This is a genomic window from Candidatus Brachybacter algidus (assembly GCF_016707225.1).
GTDB classification, from domain to species: Bacteria; Bacteroidota; Bacteroidia; order Chitinophagales; family Saprospiraceae; genus Parvibacillus; species Parvibacillus algidus.
Window position 1 is genome coordinate 502,501 of the sequence record NZ_JADJID010000002.1, and the last position, 18,755, is coordinate 521,255.

An 18,755-nucleotide genomic window follows, 5' to 3' on the forward strand; every position below is an offset into this window, starting at 1 on the left:
GGTCCCCAAATAGATATTAAGTTGATTTTAACGATGTGAGGATGCAGTGACAGCTAGGATGTTTGCTTGGAAGCAGCAATTCATTTAAAGAGTGCGTAACAGCTCACTAGTCGAGCGTTCTTGCGCGGAAAATAATCGGGCATCAAATATCTTACCGAAGCTTTGGATACCAGTCTAGGACTGGTGGTGGTAGGGGAGCATTCTAAACTGCAGTGAAGGTGTGTCGTGAGATGCGCTGGAGTGTTTAGAAAAGCAAATGTAGGAATGAGTAACGATAAAATAGGTGAGAAACCTATTCGCCGTAAGACTAAGGATTCCGGGATCTATGTTAATCAGAACCGGGTTAGTCGGGGCCTAAGGTGTAGCCGAAGGGCGAAGCCGATGGGAAACAGGTTAATATTCCTGTACATGTATCAGCTGTGATGGGGTGACGAAGGAGCGTAAGGTTCGCCCACTGACGGAATAGTGGGTTGAAGGGAGAAGGCGTTGAAGATATAGGCAAATCCGTATCTGAGCTGAGACCTGATAGTACACAAGTCCCTTGGGATGAGTGATAGTGACTGTAAGCATACTTCCAAGAAAAACCTCTAAACTTCAGGCTGACACATCCCGTACCGTAAACCGACACAGGTAGTCGAGGAGAGTATCCTAAGGCGCTCGAGTGATCCGTGGCTAAGGAACTAGGCAAAATGGTCTCGTAACTTCGGGAGAAGAGACTCCCCTCGTGAGAGGGGACGCAGTGAAGAGGCCCAGGCGACTGTTTAACAAAAACACAGGACTCTGCAAAATCGTAAGATGAAGTATAGGGTCTGACACCTGCCCGGTGCTGGAAGGTTAAGGAAGGGGGTTAGTGCGTAAGTGCGAAGCTCTTAACTGAAGCCCCAGTAAACGGCGGCCGTAACTATAACGGTCCTAAGGTAGCGAAATTCCTTGTCGGGTAAGTTCCGACCTGCACGAATGGTGTAACGATCTGGGCGCTGTCTCAGCCACGAGCTCGGTGAAATTGAAGTATCGGTGAAGATGCCGATTACCCGCAACGGGACGGAAAGACCCCGTGAACCTTTACTACAACTTCACATTGAGCTTGAATACAGGATGTGTAGGATAGGTGGGAGGCTATGAAGCTGTCACGCTAGTGATGGTGGAGCCGACGTTGAAATACCACCCTTCCTGTATTTAGGTTCTAATCCCTAAAAGGGAAACAGTGTGTGGTGGGTAGTTTGACTGGGGTGGTCGCCTCCAAAAAAGTAACGGAGGCTCGCAAAGGTACACTCAGCATGGTCGGTAATCATGCGAAGAGCGTATTAGTATAAGTGTGCTTGACTGAGAGACCGACGGGTCGATCAGGAACGAAAGTTGGCTAAAGTGATCCGGTGTTTCCGCATGGAAGGGACATCGCTCAAAGGATAAAAGGTACTCCGGGGATAACAGGCTGATCCTACCCAAGAGCTCATATCGACGGTAGGGTTTGGCACCTCGATGTCGGCTCGTCACATCCTGGGGCTGGAGAAGGTCCCAAGGGTTGGGCTGTTCGCCCATTAAAGTGGCACGCGAGCTGGGTTCAGAACGTCGCAAGACAGTTCGGTCCCTATCTGTTGTGGGCGCAGGAATATTGAAGGGAGCTGATTCTAGTACGAGAGGACCGAATTGGACGTACCGCTAGTGTACCGGTTGTGGCGCCAGCTGCACCGCCGGGTAGCTATGTACGGCAAGGATAAGCGCTGAAAGCATCTAAGCGCGAAGCCATCCCTAAGATGAGTATTCCAGCACGTAAGTGTAAAGGACCCCAGAAGACTACTGGGTTGATAGGTTATAGGTGGAAGTGCAGTAATGTGCGTAGCCGAGTAATACTAATTGTCCGACAGCTTCCTTTTTTTTAATTACTCTTTAATCATTCATATGTAAGCTCAATGAGCTCGAACAGAACGAAAAAATTACTTCCCATCTATGTCATTTAGCTTTTAGTCTTTAGCTGTTGGTCTTTGGCCAAACCAACTAAAGACCAAAGACTAAAGACCAAAGACTTTATAAAAGAACAACATCAAACGAACGCGTTTGAGATAAGAATTTCCGGTGATTATAGCGTAAGGGTTCCACCTTTTACCATTCCGAACAGAGAAGTTAAGCCTTACTGCGCCGATGGTACTGCACTTCGTGTGTGGGAGAGTAGGTCGTTGCCGGATCAACATAACTAGCCTTGTAGTCGTAAGATTGCAAGGCTTTTTTGTTTTGTACACTTAGTGGCCCTTAGAACCTTATCGTTCAGACAGCTTGCAAGCTGTCTCTCTCAACAAAACAATCAAGTTGGTATTGTTTTTGATTCATATTTATCTATCATCTTGTGCCTCTGACCATTGGCCCCTTCATTCATCATCCAACATTCATCATCCAACCTTCAACATTTTTTTCAATCTCCTTTGCAGCGTTTCTCAAGTTCCCATACTCTTAACTATAACACAAATTATTTCTTACTCAATTTGTATTCAAATCACAGGAGAATAGTCAAACTTTTAATAACTTGCTCATTAGTATCTAATGGGCAATTATTTTTTAGCATATGAACCGAATTATACTTTTTACTCAGGCGTTAATTTTTCTATTTGCTTGTGGCCTATATGCACAGCCTACTAATGGGTTGATAGCTTACTTTCCTATGAATCATATTATTGAAGATGTAATTGATTCTAGACCAGTTATAATGATGGGAAGTCCAGTTACTTCTATTGAGGATAGGGCCGGCAATGGATGTGCTTTGCATTTTGATGGAAACGCAACTGGAATTATTAAAAATGCTGTAGATTTTTCACCGTCTGCGACTCGATCTCGTTCTGTGTCTTTGTGGTTCAAGTATGATGATGTTTTATCGAATAGTTTTGGTTCGATGTATAGAAAGATTTCTGAAAGTGGGATGGAAGATTTTTCAATAAGTAGATATGAATATAGTGATTTGTTGTTTACTTCTATTGATTATAACCAATTGACTTATGGCTGGATGAATGGATTTATTGCAGATACTAATTGGCATCATGTTGTTGCAACGATTGAAGGCTATGCTAAGTCTATTTACTTTGATGGTCACCTTAGGAATAGGTATTATAACCTCGATTTAGGATATCAAGTTAATGGCGACCTGTTGATCGGAGAGGGATTCGTAGGAGGAATTGATGATATTTATGTTTATGATAGAATCTTGTCCGATCAAGAGATTTATGATCTGTATATTCATGCTAATACGTGTGCACCTTTAGATACTGTAAATAATAAATTAGTTATCGGCAAGATTTTTGAAGATTTAAATGGAAATGGAACCTTAGATCTAGGTGAATATGCTAAAAATGGTTTTGATTTTCATTTAGCACCTTCAGGTTTAGATTTTAGATCTGGTTCCGGGGGGAAATTCAGCATGTATGCAAAGAAATATCAGTTACAAACGATGGTAGCTTCTAATAATATTTCAGAGCAATATGAATTTTCATTACCACAATCTCCAATTGATCTGACAAATTATCAACCTTACATTTATGATTTGGGGTGGATAGGTGTTCATTCGAAACCTGCTGCAACAAAAGACGTTATCGGTATATTATTTTATGACTTTAATGGAAATAATATATTTGATGGTAACGATTATGGATTAAATGATTTTACGGTTGAATTTCAACCTTCAGGTGTTTCTGTAATAACTTATGTCATGGGAATAATTTCCCAAAGATTAGATTCAGGAACTGTTCAGACACTGACCATCCCGATATCAATGCAGGATGAATGGTTTTTTTCAGCTGTACAAAATCCTTTGAATTTAATAGGTTATCTACCAGATAATTATGAGTTAGGTTATATTGGAATACATAAAAAGGAATATCCCTTATCAAGTTTTATTACAACTTTCCCCAATACTCTTGCACATAGTCGTAATGGTGAGATCAGCATTAAGCTCATCAATCAGGGAAATATTTCTTTGAATGGATCATTGATCTTAGATATTTCGGGTACGCAACTTATCAGAAAATTTGTTTTTCCCACCAATTATACCGAGTTGATGTTAAATGATTCAACTATTAGATATAATTTTCCTATATCGGGCCTGAATCCCCTGGAAGATATAACTTCAGGTCTAACTGTCTTTTCGCAGGCAGCACCAGGATCAAGGGTGTTAATTAATTACACATATACTGATATAAGTGGATTTACATTGGCAGGTTCCGGCTTTATTACTATTGTCGCTCCCCATGATCCCAACTACATAGCAGTGGATCACGAAAAGATCTACAAACAATTTATTTCTGATCAAAATCAGTTAAGTTATACCGTTCATTTTCAGAATTTGGGAACTGCTCCAGCGGAAAATGTTGTGATTAGACAAATTTTACCTCAAGGATTAAAAAGCGACAACATTAATATCATAAGTTCAAGTTCGCCCACGAATTTTGAAAAAGTAATGAATGGAAATGAATCCGAATTGATATGGACTTTTGAAAATATAAACCTACCTTCTTTCTCAGAAGATAGTATTGGGTCCAGCGGGTATGTTTCATTTAGTTTGTTTCCTGAAACATTAGAAAAGAATGACTCCATTGTTTTGGATGCAGATATATATTTTGATTCCCAACCTGCCATCCAAACAAATGAGGCTATTACTTCTCTGATTTGTAAAGGAGAAGTTGGACAAAATATGGTCGATTTTATTTCTTTTGCAGCTTTATGTTTCGGAGATATAAGTGGTGGCGTGCTTATGAATGCGAACATTGATACAGCTTCCATGTCAATTATTTTCAATAATTTAGTACAAGTTCCCTACACTACAGATACACTTCATTTGCTAGCAGGTAATTATTCGGTATCAACTACTGATGAACTAGGTTGCTCACAAAGTCAATTCGTAATAATCAAGCAACCGTCAAAACTCAATTCTTCTATCATAGATCTTTCAGAAGATAAAAAGGAATTACTTGTGGGAGGAGGCACTCCGCCTTATTCAATACTATGGAATAACGGTTACACTGGTTATGAATTGGATAATTTACCTGTAGGAACTAATATTTATACTATTACAGATGCTAATGATTGTACTTTGGAAGGCTTATTTGATAAATCGATTCTTAATATTAATGAATCATCTGCATATCAGGATATTAAAGTTTATCCCAATCCCGTGAAATCATTGATCAGTATTGAATGGAAGGGAGTAGATTTTAAGTCGGTTATATTAGATTTACAAGGCCGGGAGATAAAATCCTTTGGATTGAGCAATAATAAAGCCGTATTCGATTTTTCAGAATTAGGCACCCAGGTATATTTGTTAAAACTAACATCTATAAAAGGGTTTAACAAAATAATCAGATTAATTAAAATATGATCTCAAGTTTCAGTTTTGATAATTTATTTGAACTTATTTACTAGACCCAAACATCTGAGATTTATTCTGATTTCTAACTTTTAATTTCTAACTTCTTATTGAGTAATATCAAAACTTCAAGGGTTTATTTCTAACTGCCATAACTTAAGATTTCTCTTTAATGGCAACCCATGTCTTCCTTTGATTGATAATCATTGTTTGGAAAACACATACCGGAATTAACACGCTCTGGTACATAACGCTTGAGATTGGCATCCCGAAGTCCATCTTTTAGAAATGCGACCAATTGCTCTTTTTCTACTTCTGATAAGTTGAGTGGTTTGAAGAATGGTGAAAGCTGGCTGGCAGGTACGCGCCCATTTTCGGGAACAGCATCATTAAAATATTCTACTACTTCCTTAAGTGTTTGTTTGCTGGATCCATGAAAATATGGCCCTCCATCTCCAAGATTATATAATTGTGGTACTCTGAATTTGTAGAAATCTTCCGCTTTATTAGTAAAGCCGCCGCGACCTTTATTTCTAAGATCATTGATATCTGTTTTTAATCCACCATTTTCAAATAGATCTTTAACGCCCACTGCTGCAAAGTTAATTGACCCAAGATTAGGTTCTGAATGACACCTTACACATCCGGCTTTTCCAAAAAACACGATTGCTCCTGATTTCTGTTGCTCAGTCATGGCATTTTTATCGCCCTTTAACCATTTTTGAAAAGGCGCCTGGTTGGTAAGTAAGGCTCTCAGATAAGCTGATAAAGCAAAACTAGCAGCTTCATTTGAATACCTTTGTTCTATTGGCATCTCTGGAAATGCTGCATCAAACATTTTTTTATAACCAAATGCCTTGATACGCTCTTCGGTATATTTCATTCTATGTGTGATAAGGCCCTCTATGTTCTGACTTTCCAAACTGCCATAATGGGTATTGTTGCGCGCAGTACCAGGGTCAGATACTCCCCATTGGTCCTCAGTTCCTATATTTACTCCTTTTGAGCCAAAGGAACCATTCCACATCGAATTCGTCACAAATGCGGTATTCAATACTGCAAGTGGACGAGCTCCCTGAGCATCTATTTCCGAATCGTCATAAATACCATTCTTTGTTCTTCCGTCACCAAAATTGCCAAAACCTACTCCTCCATCAGCTATACCCTGGAATCTTCCGGGTCTGAATCCTTTTTCTGGTACATGACAAGAAGCGCATGTATATGTATTTAGAGATTGGTAATGTTTTGGCTCGATTGAGAATGCTGGTTCGAAAAAGAGTAAATTTCCCAACTCAACCTTCTCTTTTGTCAAAGGATTTTCGGGGGACTGAGGTATATTCGAATAATCAGTTTCTGATGGCAATAAATATTTAGCCGGGTCCACTATGAGTGATGACAATTCATTGTCAAGAGGAGAAAAAACCTCCTCAAACATGCATCCTGCAAGCAAAATGCAGAAGGAAATGATAATAAATTTATGTTTCATTACAAGGATTAGTTATAATTGTCGCACAAAAATACATCATTTTAAATTGATTAAGGATACTTTTTTGTTAATGATTTAATTAAATGGTTACTTTAATACTTCTTCGCATTTAGTTGAACCTGTGAAACTTAGGTGTAATAGTCTTTTAGGGAATTCGGACTTCAAAACAAGTTGTTATTTTTAATTCAAAGAACCTATATTTATTGGGAATTTCATATAAATGGCCATAAGTAAGTAACATGGTTTAAGTTTTAACTTAAACATTGTTTATTAATGGCAAAACGTGTAACTTTGAAACTCTAAATAAACATGATTTTTAAATGGCAATTCCATTTTCTCAAGATCTACTGATAAAGGTTGATGCACTCAAAGCAAGATACCCTGACGGTAAGCAAAAAAGTGCTTTAATCCCACTTTTACATATTGCACAAGACGAATCCAATGGTTGGCTTGACGTGCCGGTAATGGATTATGTAGCCGAATTACTGGACATTACACCGATTGAAGTATATGAAGTGGCTAGCTTTTATACGATGTTCAATCTTCAACCTGTCGGTAAGCATATACTTGAAGTTTGCCGCACAGGTCCTTGTATGTTGAATGGTTCTGATGATATAATCGCTCATATCCAGAAACGATTGAATATTAAAAATGGTGAAACCAGTGAAGATGGAATGTTTACTTTGAAAACTGCTGAATGCTTGGGGGCGTGTGGATATGCTCCAATGATGCAATTAGGCAAGTTCTATAAGGAACATTTAACCATAGAGAAAGTAGATGCGCTGATCGATGAAATGGGCGGCCATAAATAATTAGATTTCCAAGCAGAAAAGATATTATGTCTCAAAAATTATTGCTGAAAGACGCACACATAGAAGGAATCAGGTTTTATGAGAGCTACATAAAACAAGGAGGTTACGAAGCTGCTGCGAAAGCACTTAAGATGACCACTGACGAAATCGTGGAAGAGGTGAAGACTAGTGGACTGAGAGGACGTGGTGGTGCAGGTTTTCCCACAGGTATGAAATGGAGTTTTCTTGCTAAACCTGAAGGTGTTCCAAGACATCTGGTGTGTAATGCTGATGAATCTGAACCAGGAACATTTAAGGACAGATATCTAATGGAATTCCTCCCACATCTATTCATAGAAGGGATGCTTATCAGTTCTTACGCACTAGGTAGCAACGTTTCATACATTTACATCCGTGGAGAATATTCTTGGATCCCTGATATTTTGGAAGAGGCGATAGAAGAAGCTAAAGCCAACGGGTGGTTGGGTAAAAATATACAAGGTACCGGATTTGATTGTGAGATCTATGTGCATAGAGGAGCAGGTGCTTATATATGTGGAGAAGAAACAGCGTTGATCGAAAGCCTTGAAGGCAAAAGAGGTAATCCAAGGATCAAACCTCCATTTCCAGCTGTACAGGGTGTATGGATGAGACCTACAGTAGTTAATAATGTAGAAACAATTGCTGCCGTAGTGCCCATCATTCAGATGGGAGGCGCAGAATATGCAAAAATAGGGGTAGGTAGAAGTACAGGGACTAAATTGATCTCGGCATGTGGCAACATAAACAAGCCTGGTGTGTACGAGATTGATATGACCATTTCAGTGGAAGAGTTTATTTACAGCGATGAATATTGTGGTGGAATTCCGAATGGTAAAAAGTTGAAAGCTTGCATTCCTGGAGGTTCTTCAGTTCCAATTTTGCCTGCTAATTTATTGTTGACAACATCTACAGGAGCTCCCAGATTAATGAATTATGAAAGTCTGTCTGAAGGAGGTTTTGCGACAGGTAGTATGATGGGTAGTGGTGGCTTTATAGTGTTGGATGAGGATCAATGTGTGGTCAGACATACGATGACACTTGCCAGATTCTATAATCATGAATCTTGTGGACAATGCAGCCCATGCAGGGAGGGAACAGGTTGGATGTACAACATTCTGAAAAAGATCGAGAACGGCCAGGGAGCAATGAAAGATATAGATCTACTTTGGAATATTCAGTCCAACATAGAAGGAAATACGATCTGTCCTTTGGGCGATGCCGCTGCATGGCCGGTAGCTGCTTCCATCAGACACTTCAGAGATGAATTTGAATGGCATATCTTAAATCCGGATGAATGTCTTGAGAGAAATTATGGATTGGCGCACTATGCAGATCCTTTGGAAATAGCGATACCCGGATAATTATAAAATCAATTGACCAATTTTAAAGTATTGGAAAGAAGATATGAGTGAGATAATAAATTATACAGTTACCATTGACGGAGAGACCATTCAGGTCCCTGCAGGTACTTCTATACTGAATGCAGCACGTGCTATTGGAGGAAAGGTAGTACCACCGGCTATGTGTTATTATAGCAAATTGGATGATACGGGTGGCAAATGTCGTACATGCCTGGTCGAAGTAAGCAAAGGTTCGGAGAAAGATCCACGCCCTATGCCAAAATTGGTGGCCAGCTGCCGAACCAATGTGATGGATGGAATGGAAGTACGTAATCAGATGAGCGATAAAGTCCAGGAGGCTAGAAAAGGTGTCGTGGAAATGCTGCTTATTAATCATCCGCTAGACTGCCCGATTTGCGATCAAGCCGGAGAATGTGATTTACAGGACCTAAGTTTCGAACATGGTCTGGCTCACAGTAGATTTGAATTTGAAAAAAGAACTTTCGAGAAAGAGGATATAGGAGCGTTTGTCTCTCTTCATATGAACAGATGTATCTTATGTTATCGTTGTGTATTTGTCGCACAGCAGTTGACAGATGGCAGAGTGCATGGGATTCTTGGAAGAGGTGTTCACTCAGAGATCAGTACCTATATATCAAAAGCGATTGAGAATGATTTCAGCGGTAATGTGATTGATGTGTGTCCTGTGGGCGCTTTGACTGACAGAACTTTTAGATTTAAGAGTCGTGTATGGTTTACTAACCCGATGAATGGGCACAGAGATTGCGATAAATGTTGTGGTAAAGCAACGTTGTGGATGGTGGGAGATGAGATCTATAGGGTCACTGCGAGAAAAGATGAGCATGGTGAAGTGGAAGAATTCATCTGTAATACCTGCAGATTTGAAACGAAAGAAACTGCTGATTGGGTTATAGAAGGGCCAAGACATATTGACAGACATTCTGTTATTGCTCAGAATCACTATGAGTTGAATCCCGGTATGCCTCAGAAACTAATACAATAAAACGTAATAAAATACAATTCCACCTATGACGGATTGGACGATAATAATTGAAAAGGCCATTTTAGTAGTATCCATATTTGGGATATCATTGGTAGTAGCCATGTATTCCACCTATGGCGAAAGAAAGATCGCTGCATTTTTTCAGGACAGGGTAGGTCCAAATAGAGCGGGACCATTTGGCTTATTGCAACCGCTTGCAGATGGTGGAAAAATGTTTTTTAAAGAAGAGTTTATCCCAGATAAGAGTACTAAGTGGCTCTTTATAATGGGGCCTGGTATTGCGATGCTCACAGCTTGTATGACGAGTGCCGTGATACCATGGGGGCCGGATGTGGTACTTGCTAATAGAACTATCAGTCTTCAGGTTGCCAATCCTGACATCGGAATTTTATACATCCTTGGAATCTTGTCACTGGGTGTATTTGGAATGATGATCGGTGGCTGGGCTTCCAACAATAAATACTCATTGTACAGTGCTATTAGGGCATCTTCACAGGTCATCAGTTATGAGTTGGCCATGGGACTTTCCATTATAGCCATCATCATGATGACAGGATCATTGAGTTTGAGTGATATCGTCGCTTCTCAACATGGTATTAATTGGAATATATTCTATCAGCCTTTAGGCTTCGTTATCTTTATGACAACTGCATTGGCAGAGTGCAACAGGGCACCATTCGATATGGCGGAATGTGAAACTGAGTTGATCGGTGGATATCATACAGAGTATAGTAGTATGAAGCTCGGATTCTTCCTATTCGCAGAATACATCAATATGTTTGTTTCATCAGCCATCATCGCTACGTTGTTCTTTGGAGGCTACAACTTCACTGGAATGGACAGTATTCACAATCCTATATTATTGTCTACCTTAGGAGCACTAGTATTCTTTGCTAAGATCTTCTTCTTCATCTTTGTATTTATGTGGATCAGATGGACGTTGCCGAGATTCAGATATGATCAATTGATGCACTTAGGATGGAAGATGTTGATTCCATTGGCAATAATTAATATGTTATTGACAGGGTTTTTTACACTGTGGTTTCATTAGAAAAATGCTATTAGCGCATTGCCATTGGCTTTTGGATCTCATCTAGAAGTTAGAATAGCCTATATCTTTAAGAATAGAAGGCGAGTAATTATTAAGGGTAAATCGATAGTTTTAAAGATTGAACTTTAGAGCTCACTCGTGGTATTTTAATTTTTAAGCCTCCTCCACTTAAAAAAATTCCATCCTCAATGAAATCATATTCCCAGCATTTTCGTTAACGGAAAATAGCTTAGGCATTAGGGTATCCCTTAATGTCAATTTTTAAACCATAAAATTAAAGTATGAAAGGATATATCGTTTTACTGATAGGACTCGTGTCGAGTGTGATTTTCTATGAATGTAAATCTCTTGCATCAGGAGCAAATAACCTGAATGCCTTTACAGTGGCTCAGGACAAAGAACTTGGAGATCAGGTGGCTGGTGAGATCGCCTCTAAACCTACGGAATATCCGATTCTACCTGAAGCGGGTAATCAGGAGATATACAATTATATCCGCGGCATGAAAAACACCATCATTAATTCAGGTAAAGTAAAATACAAAAACGAATTTCCATGGGAAGTAAAGATCATCAAAGACGATAAGACACTGAATGCATTTTGTACACCTGGTGGACACATCTATGTTTACACTGGATTGATTAAATTTTTAGATTCAGAAGATCAATTGATGGGAGTTATGGGACATGAGATCGCACATGCGGATGGAAGGCATAGCACAGAGCAACTTACAAAGCAATATGGTATAGCTTTCATAGCAGATGCCTTATTGGGAAATAAAACAGCCTTAGGCCAAATTGCTGAAACTGTTGTTGGTGGACTGGCAGGACTTAGCTTTAGCCGGGCCAATGAGTCGGAAGCTGACTCAAAATCAGTTGAGTATCTTTGCGGATCCAGTATCAATGCTGCAGGTGCAGCTGGATTTTTCAAGAAAATGGAAGGAGAAAAGCAACCACCTACCTTCCTAAGTACACACCCTGCACCAGCAAATAGAATCGCTAACATTGAGAAGAAAGCACGGAATTTGAATTGTGCCGGTAGCCTGACTAACACAAGTGTTTATCAGAAGATGAAGGCAAAGTTGTAGAAGAAATATTTGAAATTTAACAATATGAGAAAGCGCTCCGGAAGGGGCGCTTTTTTTTCGGCCCAAAGGACTTTAGAGCTTAACATTTAAAAAAGAGTTTGTATTCTTTTTTGATATTTTTCTTAATTTATAATAATGTCAACACTTTCATGGTTCTTCTAATTTCTCCACCCTTTATACTATCCTACTGGGTTGACATTATGAAAATCAATTAGGTAAAGTTCGGCAGGAAATTATTATATTGATAATCAGGGTTATAAATATTATTTATTTTACAATAATGTTGGTTGTGGTATTGAATATCAAGTTGTTAGGTTAAATTTTAAGCTTTCTAAGTATTTCAGAATTTCTTTATTTCGCAGAATAAATCATCAGAGTTTCATTCTAACTTTTGATTTCTTAATTCTAACTTTAAGTTGAATGGTCTTAATGTTTCATGGAAGCTTTTTTTTGCTTCGAAACTTGGGATACTTAATTAAACGGCCACTCTTTACTCATATTCGCTTTGATCATATACACGATCGTTCCGAGGAAGATTACTGTAACTCCTCCCAACATCATCGTCGGTCCGGTTGCCACAAATAATGCCAACCACATCGCAATGGCCAGATAAACCGGCACCGGAAAAAACGGCATTCTGTACGGAAAATCTGACTCCTTTCTTGACTTTCTTAACAAGATCAATCCCCATGCCTGGCTGACGAATTGGATCAAAATACGCATAGCTAGTATCGCACTAATTACATGGCTCAATTTGAACAATAAACTGAAGACGAAAGCTACTGCCCCTAGGAATAACAACGAGACATAAGGAAAATGTTTTGTCGGATGTAACTTGGCAAAAACAGGAAAAAATGCCCCGTCCACAGCTGCTGCATATGGTATTCTGCTATAACCAAGCGTTGCGGAAAATACTGATGCAAATGCCACCCAAAGAATTAGTAGTGTCAAAATATTGGCTGCAGTGTCACCCATCAGCTGCTGCATGAATACACTCAATACTGCTTCTGAATCTTTAGCGATATTCCACGGAATTACACTCACCACGCTGATATTCATCATCATATATAGAAAGGCAATACCGGCGATAGAGATAAACATACTCTTCGGAATATTCTTTGAAGGATTCGTGATTTCACCTCCCAGATGGCATACGTTGTAATATCCCAGATAACTATAAACGGATTTAATACACGAATATCCAAGAGCTGCCACAAATGCATAGTTGAGTTGCAGCCCGTCATTGATGTGTTTGATTGGTTCCAGAAAATTGCCATGAGCGATGCCTCCACCAATGATCCACAGCAATGCAATGATGACACCGACCCATAGAAAAACACTGATTTTTCCTATTTCTTCGATCTTTCGGTATAACAGCACCACGATCAGAATCACAACTCCACCACTTACCAATTTTGCTTCGATCGTAGAAAGAGGATATAAATATTTGAGGTATGCCGCGAAACCTATAGAAGCAGAGGCGATCACCAACGGAGCCTGAATCATGGTCTGCCAGACAAAAAGAAAACTCATGAGTTTACCTGCCTTGTTTTTATCGTATGCTTCTTTAAGGAAATTGTAAGATCCTCCTGCCTTTGGAAATGCAGCCCCAAGTTCACTCCAGACCATGGCATCCACGAAAGACAATACTGCACCGGCTATCCAGGCGTATAAAAAGTAAGGCCCATTCATCATAGATATCACCATCGGCAAGGTGATAAACGGTCCAATGCCGACCATGTCTATCATATTGATCGCAGTGGCCTGGGCAAGTCCTAATTTTCTCTCAAGTTTTATTTCGGACATGTGTCGAAGCTTAATAGAAATGGTTATAATTGTAAATATAATGCGACAGGTGCAATTAATATCTGTAATTTTAAGACTTCATTTCAAATCATTTAGCTTCTTATTACGTTCAAGTGATTATAAAATTAATTAGTTATTAATATGAGAATCGTCATAGTTTTCTTTTGTATCATATTTATGAGTCTAGGACTTACATTGGAGGCTCAAACTCAGCGTATAGACACCGTTTACTTCGGTGGTAAAAAAATGCTTAGAATAATTACTGAAAAGGGAGACACTGCCTATCTAGACCAACTGAATGAAGTATCGATTTCATCAAAGCAACAATTTTCGAGTAAAGAGGAATACGATAAATATATGCGCTATAGAAGGTATGCGGCCATCGTGTACCCATATGCCCTGGAAGCCATGCGTATCTATCATGAGTCAAAGGAATCTACTCGTGGTATGACAAATCGTGAACGTAAGAAATTCATGAAAACGCTCGAAAAGGAAATGGAGGATCAGTTTGAAGAGCCTTTGAAAAAATTAACCAGGACTCAGGGCATGATCCTGACCAAAATGATAGAAAAGGAACTCGACGAGCCTTTCTATGATGTCATTAAAGAGATAAAAGGCGGATGGTCCGCATTTTATTACAATACTACGGGAAGGTTTTATGGATATCACCTCAGGGATGGATATATAAGAGGTGAGGATGTCATCCTGGATATGGTATTGGATGATTATAGGCTGAGTGTAAAGAAGTAATTGATATTGGTTGACAATCAGTTATAAACCATTTTCCTAAAAGATTGTCTTACCTTTGTTTTTTATTACACAGACCATGTCAGATATTCGTCTTACTTCCCCTGAGAAATTACAGGACTGGCTTCTAGCCAATAATGAACCAAAATTCCGACTGGGACAGATCCAGGAATGGATATGGATGAAGCAGGCAAGGGGTTTTGATCAAATGTCAAATTTATCCAAAAGCCTCAGAGAAAAACTCTCTGCTGATTTTGAATTTAAATGTCTGACAGTGGACATGCAGCAAAATAGTAACGATGGCACCATCAAAACTCGCTTTAAACTATGGGATGGGAATCTGATCGAATCTGTCCTGATACCTGTTCCTGCGGATAATAGATTTACAGTATGTGTATCCACTCAAGTAGGATGTTCACTTACTTGCAAGTTTTGCGCAACCGGACGCATGGGCAGGATACGAAATCTTGACTATCCGGAGATTTACGATCAAGTCGTCATGGTGCAAGAACAATGCATGCAGGTATTCAATCATCCATTGACAAATATCGTATACATGGGCATGGGCGAACCATTGCTCAACTATTCCAATACATTACAAAGCATCCACTACATCACTTCTCCCAAAGGCCTTGGTATGTCACCTTCCCGCATCACCGTAAGTACTGCCGGCATCGCTAAGATGATCAGGAAACTGGCGGATGATGGAACCAAAGTCAATCTGGCACTCAGCCTGCATGCTGCCAATGATGATAAGCGCAATGAAATAATGCCAATCAATGATCAGAACGGGATCGACATTTTGATGGACGCATTGGAATATTTCTACACTAAAACAAAGAATCGGATCACCTACGAATATCTTGCTCTCGAAGGATTCAATGATAGCGTTGAAGATGCCAAACAGTTAGCTGCACTTACTAAAAGATTTCCCGTCAGAGTAAATGTTATCGAATACAATACAGTGGCAGGTATTGACTTTCATAAGACCAGTGAAAAGCAACTTAACCTATTTGCCAACACATTGACTCGACATGATGTCAATCTTACAATCCGGAAAAGCCGTGGAAAAGACATCGATGCAGCCTGTGGACAACTAGCCAATGCAGAGGTGGTGTGAATTAATCAGGATTTGATTAATAAAATCGCTTACTTTTGATTTTTTAAATTCAAGATCAACATATACATATTGGAAATTACTAAGAGTAAGGTAGTAGGATTGGAGGTATTATGGATATTGGTAGCAGTAATCATAGCAGCTATCGTCATTACGCCCATCTATTTTAATGCAGAGCACTTTCCATTTTATTGGACGAATGGCATCTTTGTCTTTGCATTTATAACTTATACAAGGCTGATGTTTTTCATTAATAGTTCGATGTTAACGCTGCATGTTAGTGTCAAACTTTTCTTTCTTGCCACCGCAGTTCCGTTTACTTTTCTTTTGATTGATATGTTCAATGACTTTCAGGTATATCTTGATAACAATGGTACAAAACCATTTTTCGGTCATTTGCTTGATCAAAAGCAGATATCAATGGAGATATACCTGCGCAATGAGATTTTGCTTTTTGGGGTAGGTGCCATCATCACTTCCATTATTTTTCCGGTCTTCATAGTCATAAGTATATGGCGATTCAGAAACAGGGGCAGACATATATGATTATTTGATGACAATGAGTCTATGCATTCTTCTGACGCCATTTTCATCTGTCAACCTTGCCATATAAGCACCTGATGGCACATCCTCCGCCCGGAAGCTATTGTTTTCAACCTTAAATTCATATTTAACTCCGAGCACATCGAACAATTCTGCTTTGACATATACTTCTTTGCTTTTGATAAATACAAACTCAATAGTTGGATTTGGATATAGCAGGAATCCATCAAATTCTTTATCAATAGTTGTGATAGGATTTGCAACAACCAAAGCCTTATTTGAAGCGGTTAGCTCTGATATTCTCCCATCAGCATCTATCTTTTCATAATTCGTGTATTTGAGTAATGTCTTATATTTTCCTTCAAAATTATCTTTAACTCTAAATTTTAGTATTCCAAGTGGTACATCATGAACAATAGCATTCACCCCAAGATTTTTAACAATGCCAAAGTGCAATTTCCCCTTTTCCTTTTCCAGTACAAAATTAGGAGGACTTTTTTTGTCAAGCCATCTCTTTTCAAAAACGACATCTGTTAAGGTCAGCAATGTTGTGTCGAATTCGACGGAATAGGCCATTCCAAAGAGCGAAAAGTTATTATTCTTAGCAAATATCATTTCCAGTTCAAATTCTTCCCCACCTTTTAAACTGTCTTCCAGATCACCAAAAGTGAGGTCGTTTCCTTCGACATTATATCCTCCCCAAGTAGAGTAAGTCTGATTCCTGGAAAAGAAATTATTAGTGACAGCATTAAAATCTTCTTGATTGATGCTGCCGCTTCCGTTACAATCTATGTGTTTATAGTTTAAATTCTGAAAAGTGTTTTTGGACCACTCATCAGAATAAAATGGATTCCAGAAATCTGCATATAATTCCCGCTTCGCTCCTGAACTTTTTAAAGCCGGTCCTATATTTAAAATGTCCAGATTATTAACTATTCCATTGTGGTCTGTGTCTCCCGGCCAGACGCAATCTCCTATGCATTTCTCATTATGCTCCTCTGAATCAAAACATTCATATGCAATATCTTTAATAAGTGAGATATTTGACAGCATAGTATCCACTCTGCTGAAATGATCAGTGGTAAGGTCCGCCTTATGATAAGTCATAGCAAAATCAAGTCTGATGGATTGGCCATTATTTAAAGTACCTAGGTCAAAATTCATGAATCCCCTGGGGTCAATAAAATCCTTACCAAGTGTCTTCATGCTCCATCCTGAGGGATTCGATGGGGAAGAAGGATAAATATATTTTGTGTTATTTGTAGAGTTGAGATCATATCCATTCCCGCCATAAGTGAGATTGACATTGTTTAACCATCGATTGCTGATATAATTATAAAAATTCAAGGGCGAACCGGGATCTGTCGCAGCTGCATTATTTGCCGCTTTATCATAGACGATCGTTCCGTCCATCCTTCTATTCAGGCAGGTAAGAGATGTCATGGGGGACTTCTCTCTATATGCATTGTAATGTGCTCCGGGCTCTACGCATGGATTTAGGTCGATTTCAGTCTTATTATACACATACACTGAATTCGTTGCAGAAGAACTTCCGATGTAATCATCTTTAATGCAACCCAGGTCAAAATCAAAGTAAATTCCAAATTTAGCATCCTTCACATTATTATTAGTATTATAAATAGTAATGGTAGAGAAGATCGTGTTGTTCAGTATGGGGTTTATGTCTGAGGCAAATGCAAAATTCAGCGTCTGAATTTCCATATTTGCATTGGCTCCATGATATAATGACCAATTCATATCACCGGGGATTTTATTGGGACATGCCGGATCAGGTATTGGATAATCACCTGAATATGGATCATAGATGCCATCTTTATTTTGGTCATAAAAAGGGGCCAGATCCCTATCCGGCCAAATTATACCATCGTAATTTTTGGAATATTTGTTGCCTCGTCCCGGCCAGGAAAGAATGTGATCGGAGGGCTTTGAATCAATTTTTTTATTGTCATTATAATCATCTATAAGAGCAAGGACTTCCCAGCTTCTGACTTGCCATATTTTATTGTATTGAGGATAGTAATCGCTCCCGTTTTCTACAGGTCCTGGTATATTATTAAATTTATTAAACGGCGGGACAATATAATCGTTATTTGTTATGAACATCCCTTTTAATGCGCCATCTGCATATCCGCCCAGGATGGTTGCAAGAGAAAAGATAGAACTTACCGGATAATCTTCATCATCTGAAGGGTTGATTACTAAACCCCCCTGACCATTATAAACGGGCAATTGGATCAATCCTCCTGTATTATTACTCCATGCTTTTACATGATTGCAATAAGTAGAAACAAATGTAGATTTTTTACCATAAGTTCCCAATGCGTAACTCATTATAATGCAAAATAGAATTAGTTTCAT

General features: G+C 39.0%; 12 protein-coding genes and 2 rRNA genes (1 of these 14 running past the window's edge). 11 read left to right on the forward strand and 3 right to left on the reverse strand.

What is annotated here, in order from left to right; genetic code table 11:
* The 3 genes from IPI15_RS07980 to IPI15_RS07990 all read left to right on the forward strand — a co-directional run.
* A 23S ribosomal RNA gene (locus IPI15_RS07980) occupies positions 1 to 1,874 on the forward strand; it begins 1,033 nt to the left of the window's first position.
* 195 nt (positions 1,875 to 2,069) lie between these two features.
* Positions 2,070 to 2,183 (forward strand): 5S ribosomal RNA (gene rrf / locus IPI15_RS07985).
* A gap of 374 nt (positions 2,184 to 2,557) precedes the next feature.
* Positions 2,558 to 5,356: a DUF7619 domain-containing protein gene (locus IPI15_RS07990; RefSeq protein WP_287419812.1), complete on the forward strand. Its 2,799-nt coding sequence runs from the start codon at positions 2,558 to 2,560 to the stop codon at positions 5,354 to 5,356.
* A 157-nt stretch (positions 5,357 to 5,513) separates the two neighbouring features.
* On the opposite strand, the gene IPI15_RS07995 is transcribed toward IPI15_RS07990, so the two are convergent.
* Positions 5,514 to 6,830, reverse strand: coding sequence for a cytochrome-c peroxidase (locus tag IPI15_RS07995; protein WP_287401650.1), 1,317 nt, complete (start codon positions 6,828 to 6,830; stop codon positions 5,514 to 5,516).
* 320 nt (positions 6,831 to 7,150) lie between these two features.
* Here IPI15_RS07995 and IPI15_RS08000 point away from each other — a divergent pair, with 320 nt between their 5' ends.
* From IPI15_RS08000 to IPI15_RS08020, 5 genes are all read left to right on the forward strand, one after another.
* Positions 7,151 to 7,642 (forward strand): NADH-quinone oxidoreductase subunit NuoE family protein, encoded by a 492-nt coding sequence (locus IPI15_RS08000; protein ID WP_287401651.1) that lies wholly within the window; start codon positions 7,151 to 7,153, stop codon positions 7,640 to 7,642.
* A gap of 26 nt (positions 7,643 to 7,668) precedes the next feature.
* A complete protein-coding gene (gene nuoF, locus IPI15_RS08005; protein ID WP_287401652.1) occupies positions 7,669 to 9,024 on the forward strand; it encodes an NADH-quinone oxidoreductase subunit NuoF in 1,356 nt (451 codons plus the stop codon).
* A gap of 43 nt (positions 9,025 to 9,067) precedes the next feature.
* Positions 9,068 to 10,027, forward strand: a complete 960-nt coding sequence (locus tag IPI15_RS08010; protein WP_287401653.1) for an NADH-quinone oxidoreductase subunit G — start codon at positions 9,068 to 9,070, stop codon at positions 10,025 to 10,027.
* A 25-nt stretch (positions 10,028 to 10,052) separates the two neighbouring features.
* The gene (gene nuoH / locus IPI15_RS08015; RefSeq protein WP_287419813.1) at positions 10,053 to 11,078 is read left to right on the forward strand and encodes an NADH-quinone oxidoreductase subunit NuoH; all 1,026 of its coding nucleotides are present in this window, start codon (positions 10,053 to 10,055) and stop codon (positions 11,076 to 11,078) included.
* 281 nt (positions 11,079 to 11,359) lie between these two features.
* Positions 11,360 to 12,163 (forward strand): M48 family metallopeptidase, encoded by an 804-nt coding sequence (locus IPI15_RS08020; protein WP_287401655.1) that lies wholly within the window; start codon positions 11,360 to 11,362, stop codon positions 12,161 to 12,163.
* Between the two features lie 471 nt (positions 12,164 to 12,634).
* Here the strand turns inward: IPI15_RS08020 and IPI15_RS08025 are convergent, their stop codons facing one another.
* The gene (locus IPI15_RS08025) at positions 12,635 to 13,969 is read right to left on the reverse strand and encodes an APC family permease (protein WP_287401656.1); all 1,335 of its coding nucleotides are present in this window, start codon (positions 13,967 to 13,969) and stop codon (positions 12,635 to 12,637) included.
* Positions 13,970 to 14,110: 141 nt separating this feature from the next.
* Here IPI15_RS08025 and IPI15_RS08030 point away from each other — a divergent pair, with 141 nt between their 5' ends.
* The 3 genes from IPI15_RS08030 to IPI15_RS08040 all read left to right on the forward strand — a co-directional run bounded on the left by IPI15_RS08030 (position 14,111) and on the right by IPI15_RS08040 (position 16,379).
* Positions 14,111 to 14,719, forward strand: coding sequence for a DUF4294 domain-containing protein (locus tag IPI15_RS08030; protein WP_287401657.1), 609 nt, complete (start codon positions 14,111 to 14,113; stop codon positions 14,717 to 14,719).
* A 76-nt stretch (positions 14,720 to 14,795) separates the two neighbouring features.
* Positions 14,796 to 15,836 (forward strand): dual-specificity RNA methyltransferase RlmN, encoded by a 1,041-nt coding sequence (gene rlmN, locus IPI15_RS08035; RefSeq protein WP_287401658.1) that lies wholly within the window; start codon positions 14,796 to 14,798, stop codon positions 15,834 to 15,836.
* 69 nt (positions 15,837 to 15,905) lie between these two features.
* Entirely contained in the window at positions 15,906 to 16,379 is a 474-nt protein-coding gene (locus tag IPI15_RS08040; RefSeq protein ID WP_287401659.1) for a hypothetical protein, read from the forward strand.
* Here the strand turns inward: IPI15_RS08040 and IPI15_RS08045 are convergent, their stop codons facing one another.
* Entirely contained in the window at positions 16,380 to 18,755 is a 2,376-nt protein-coding gene (locus IPI15_RS08045) for a T9SS type A sorting domain-containing protein (RefSeq protein WP_287419815.1), read from the reverse strand.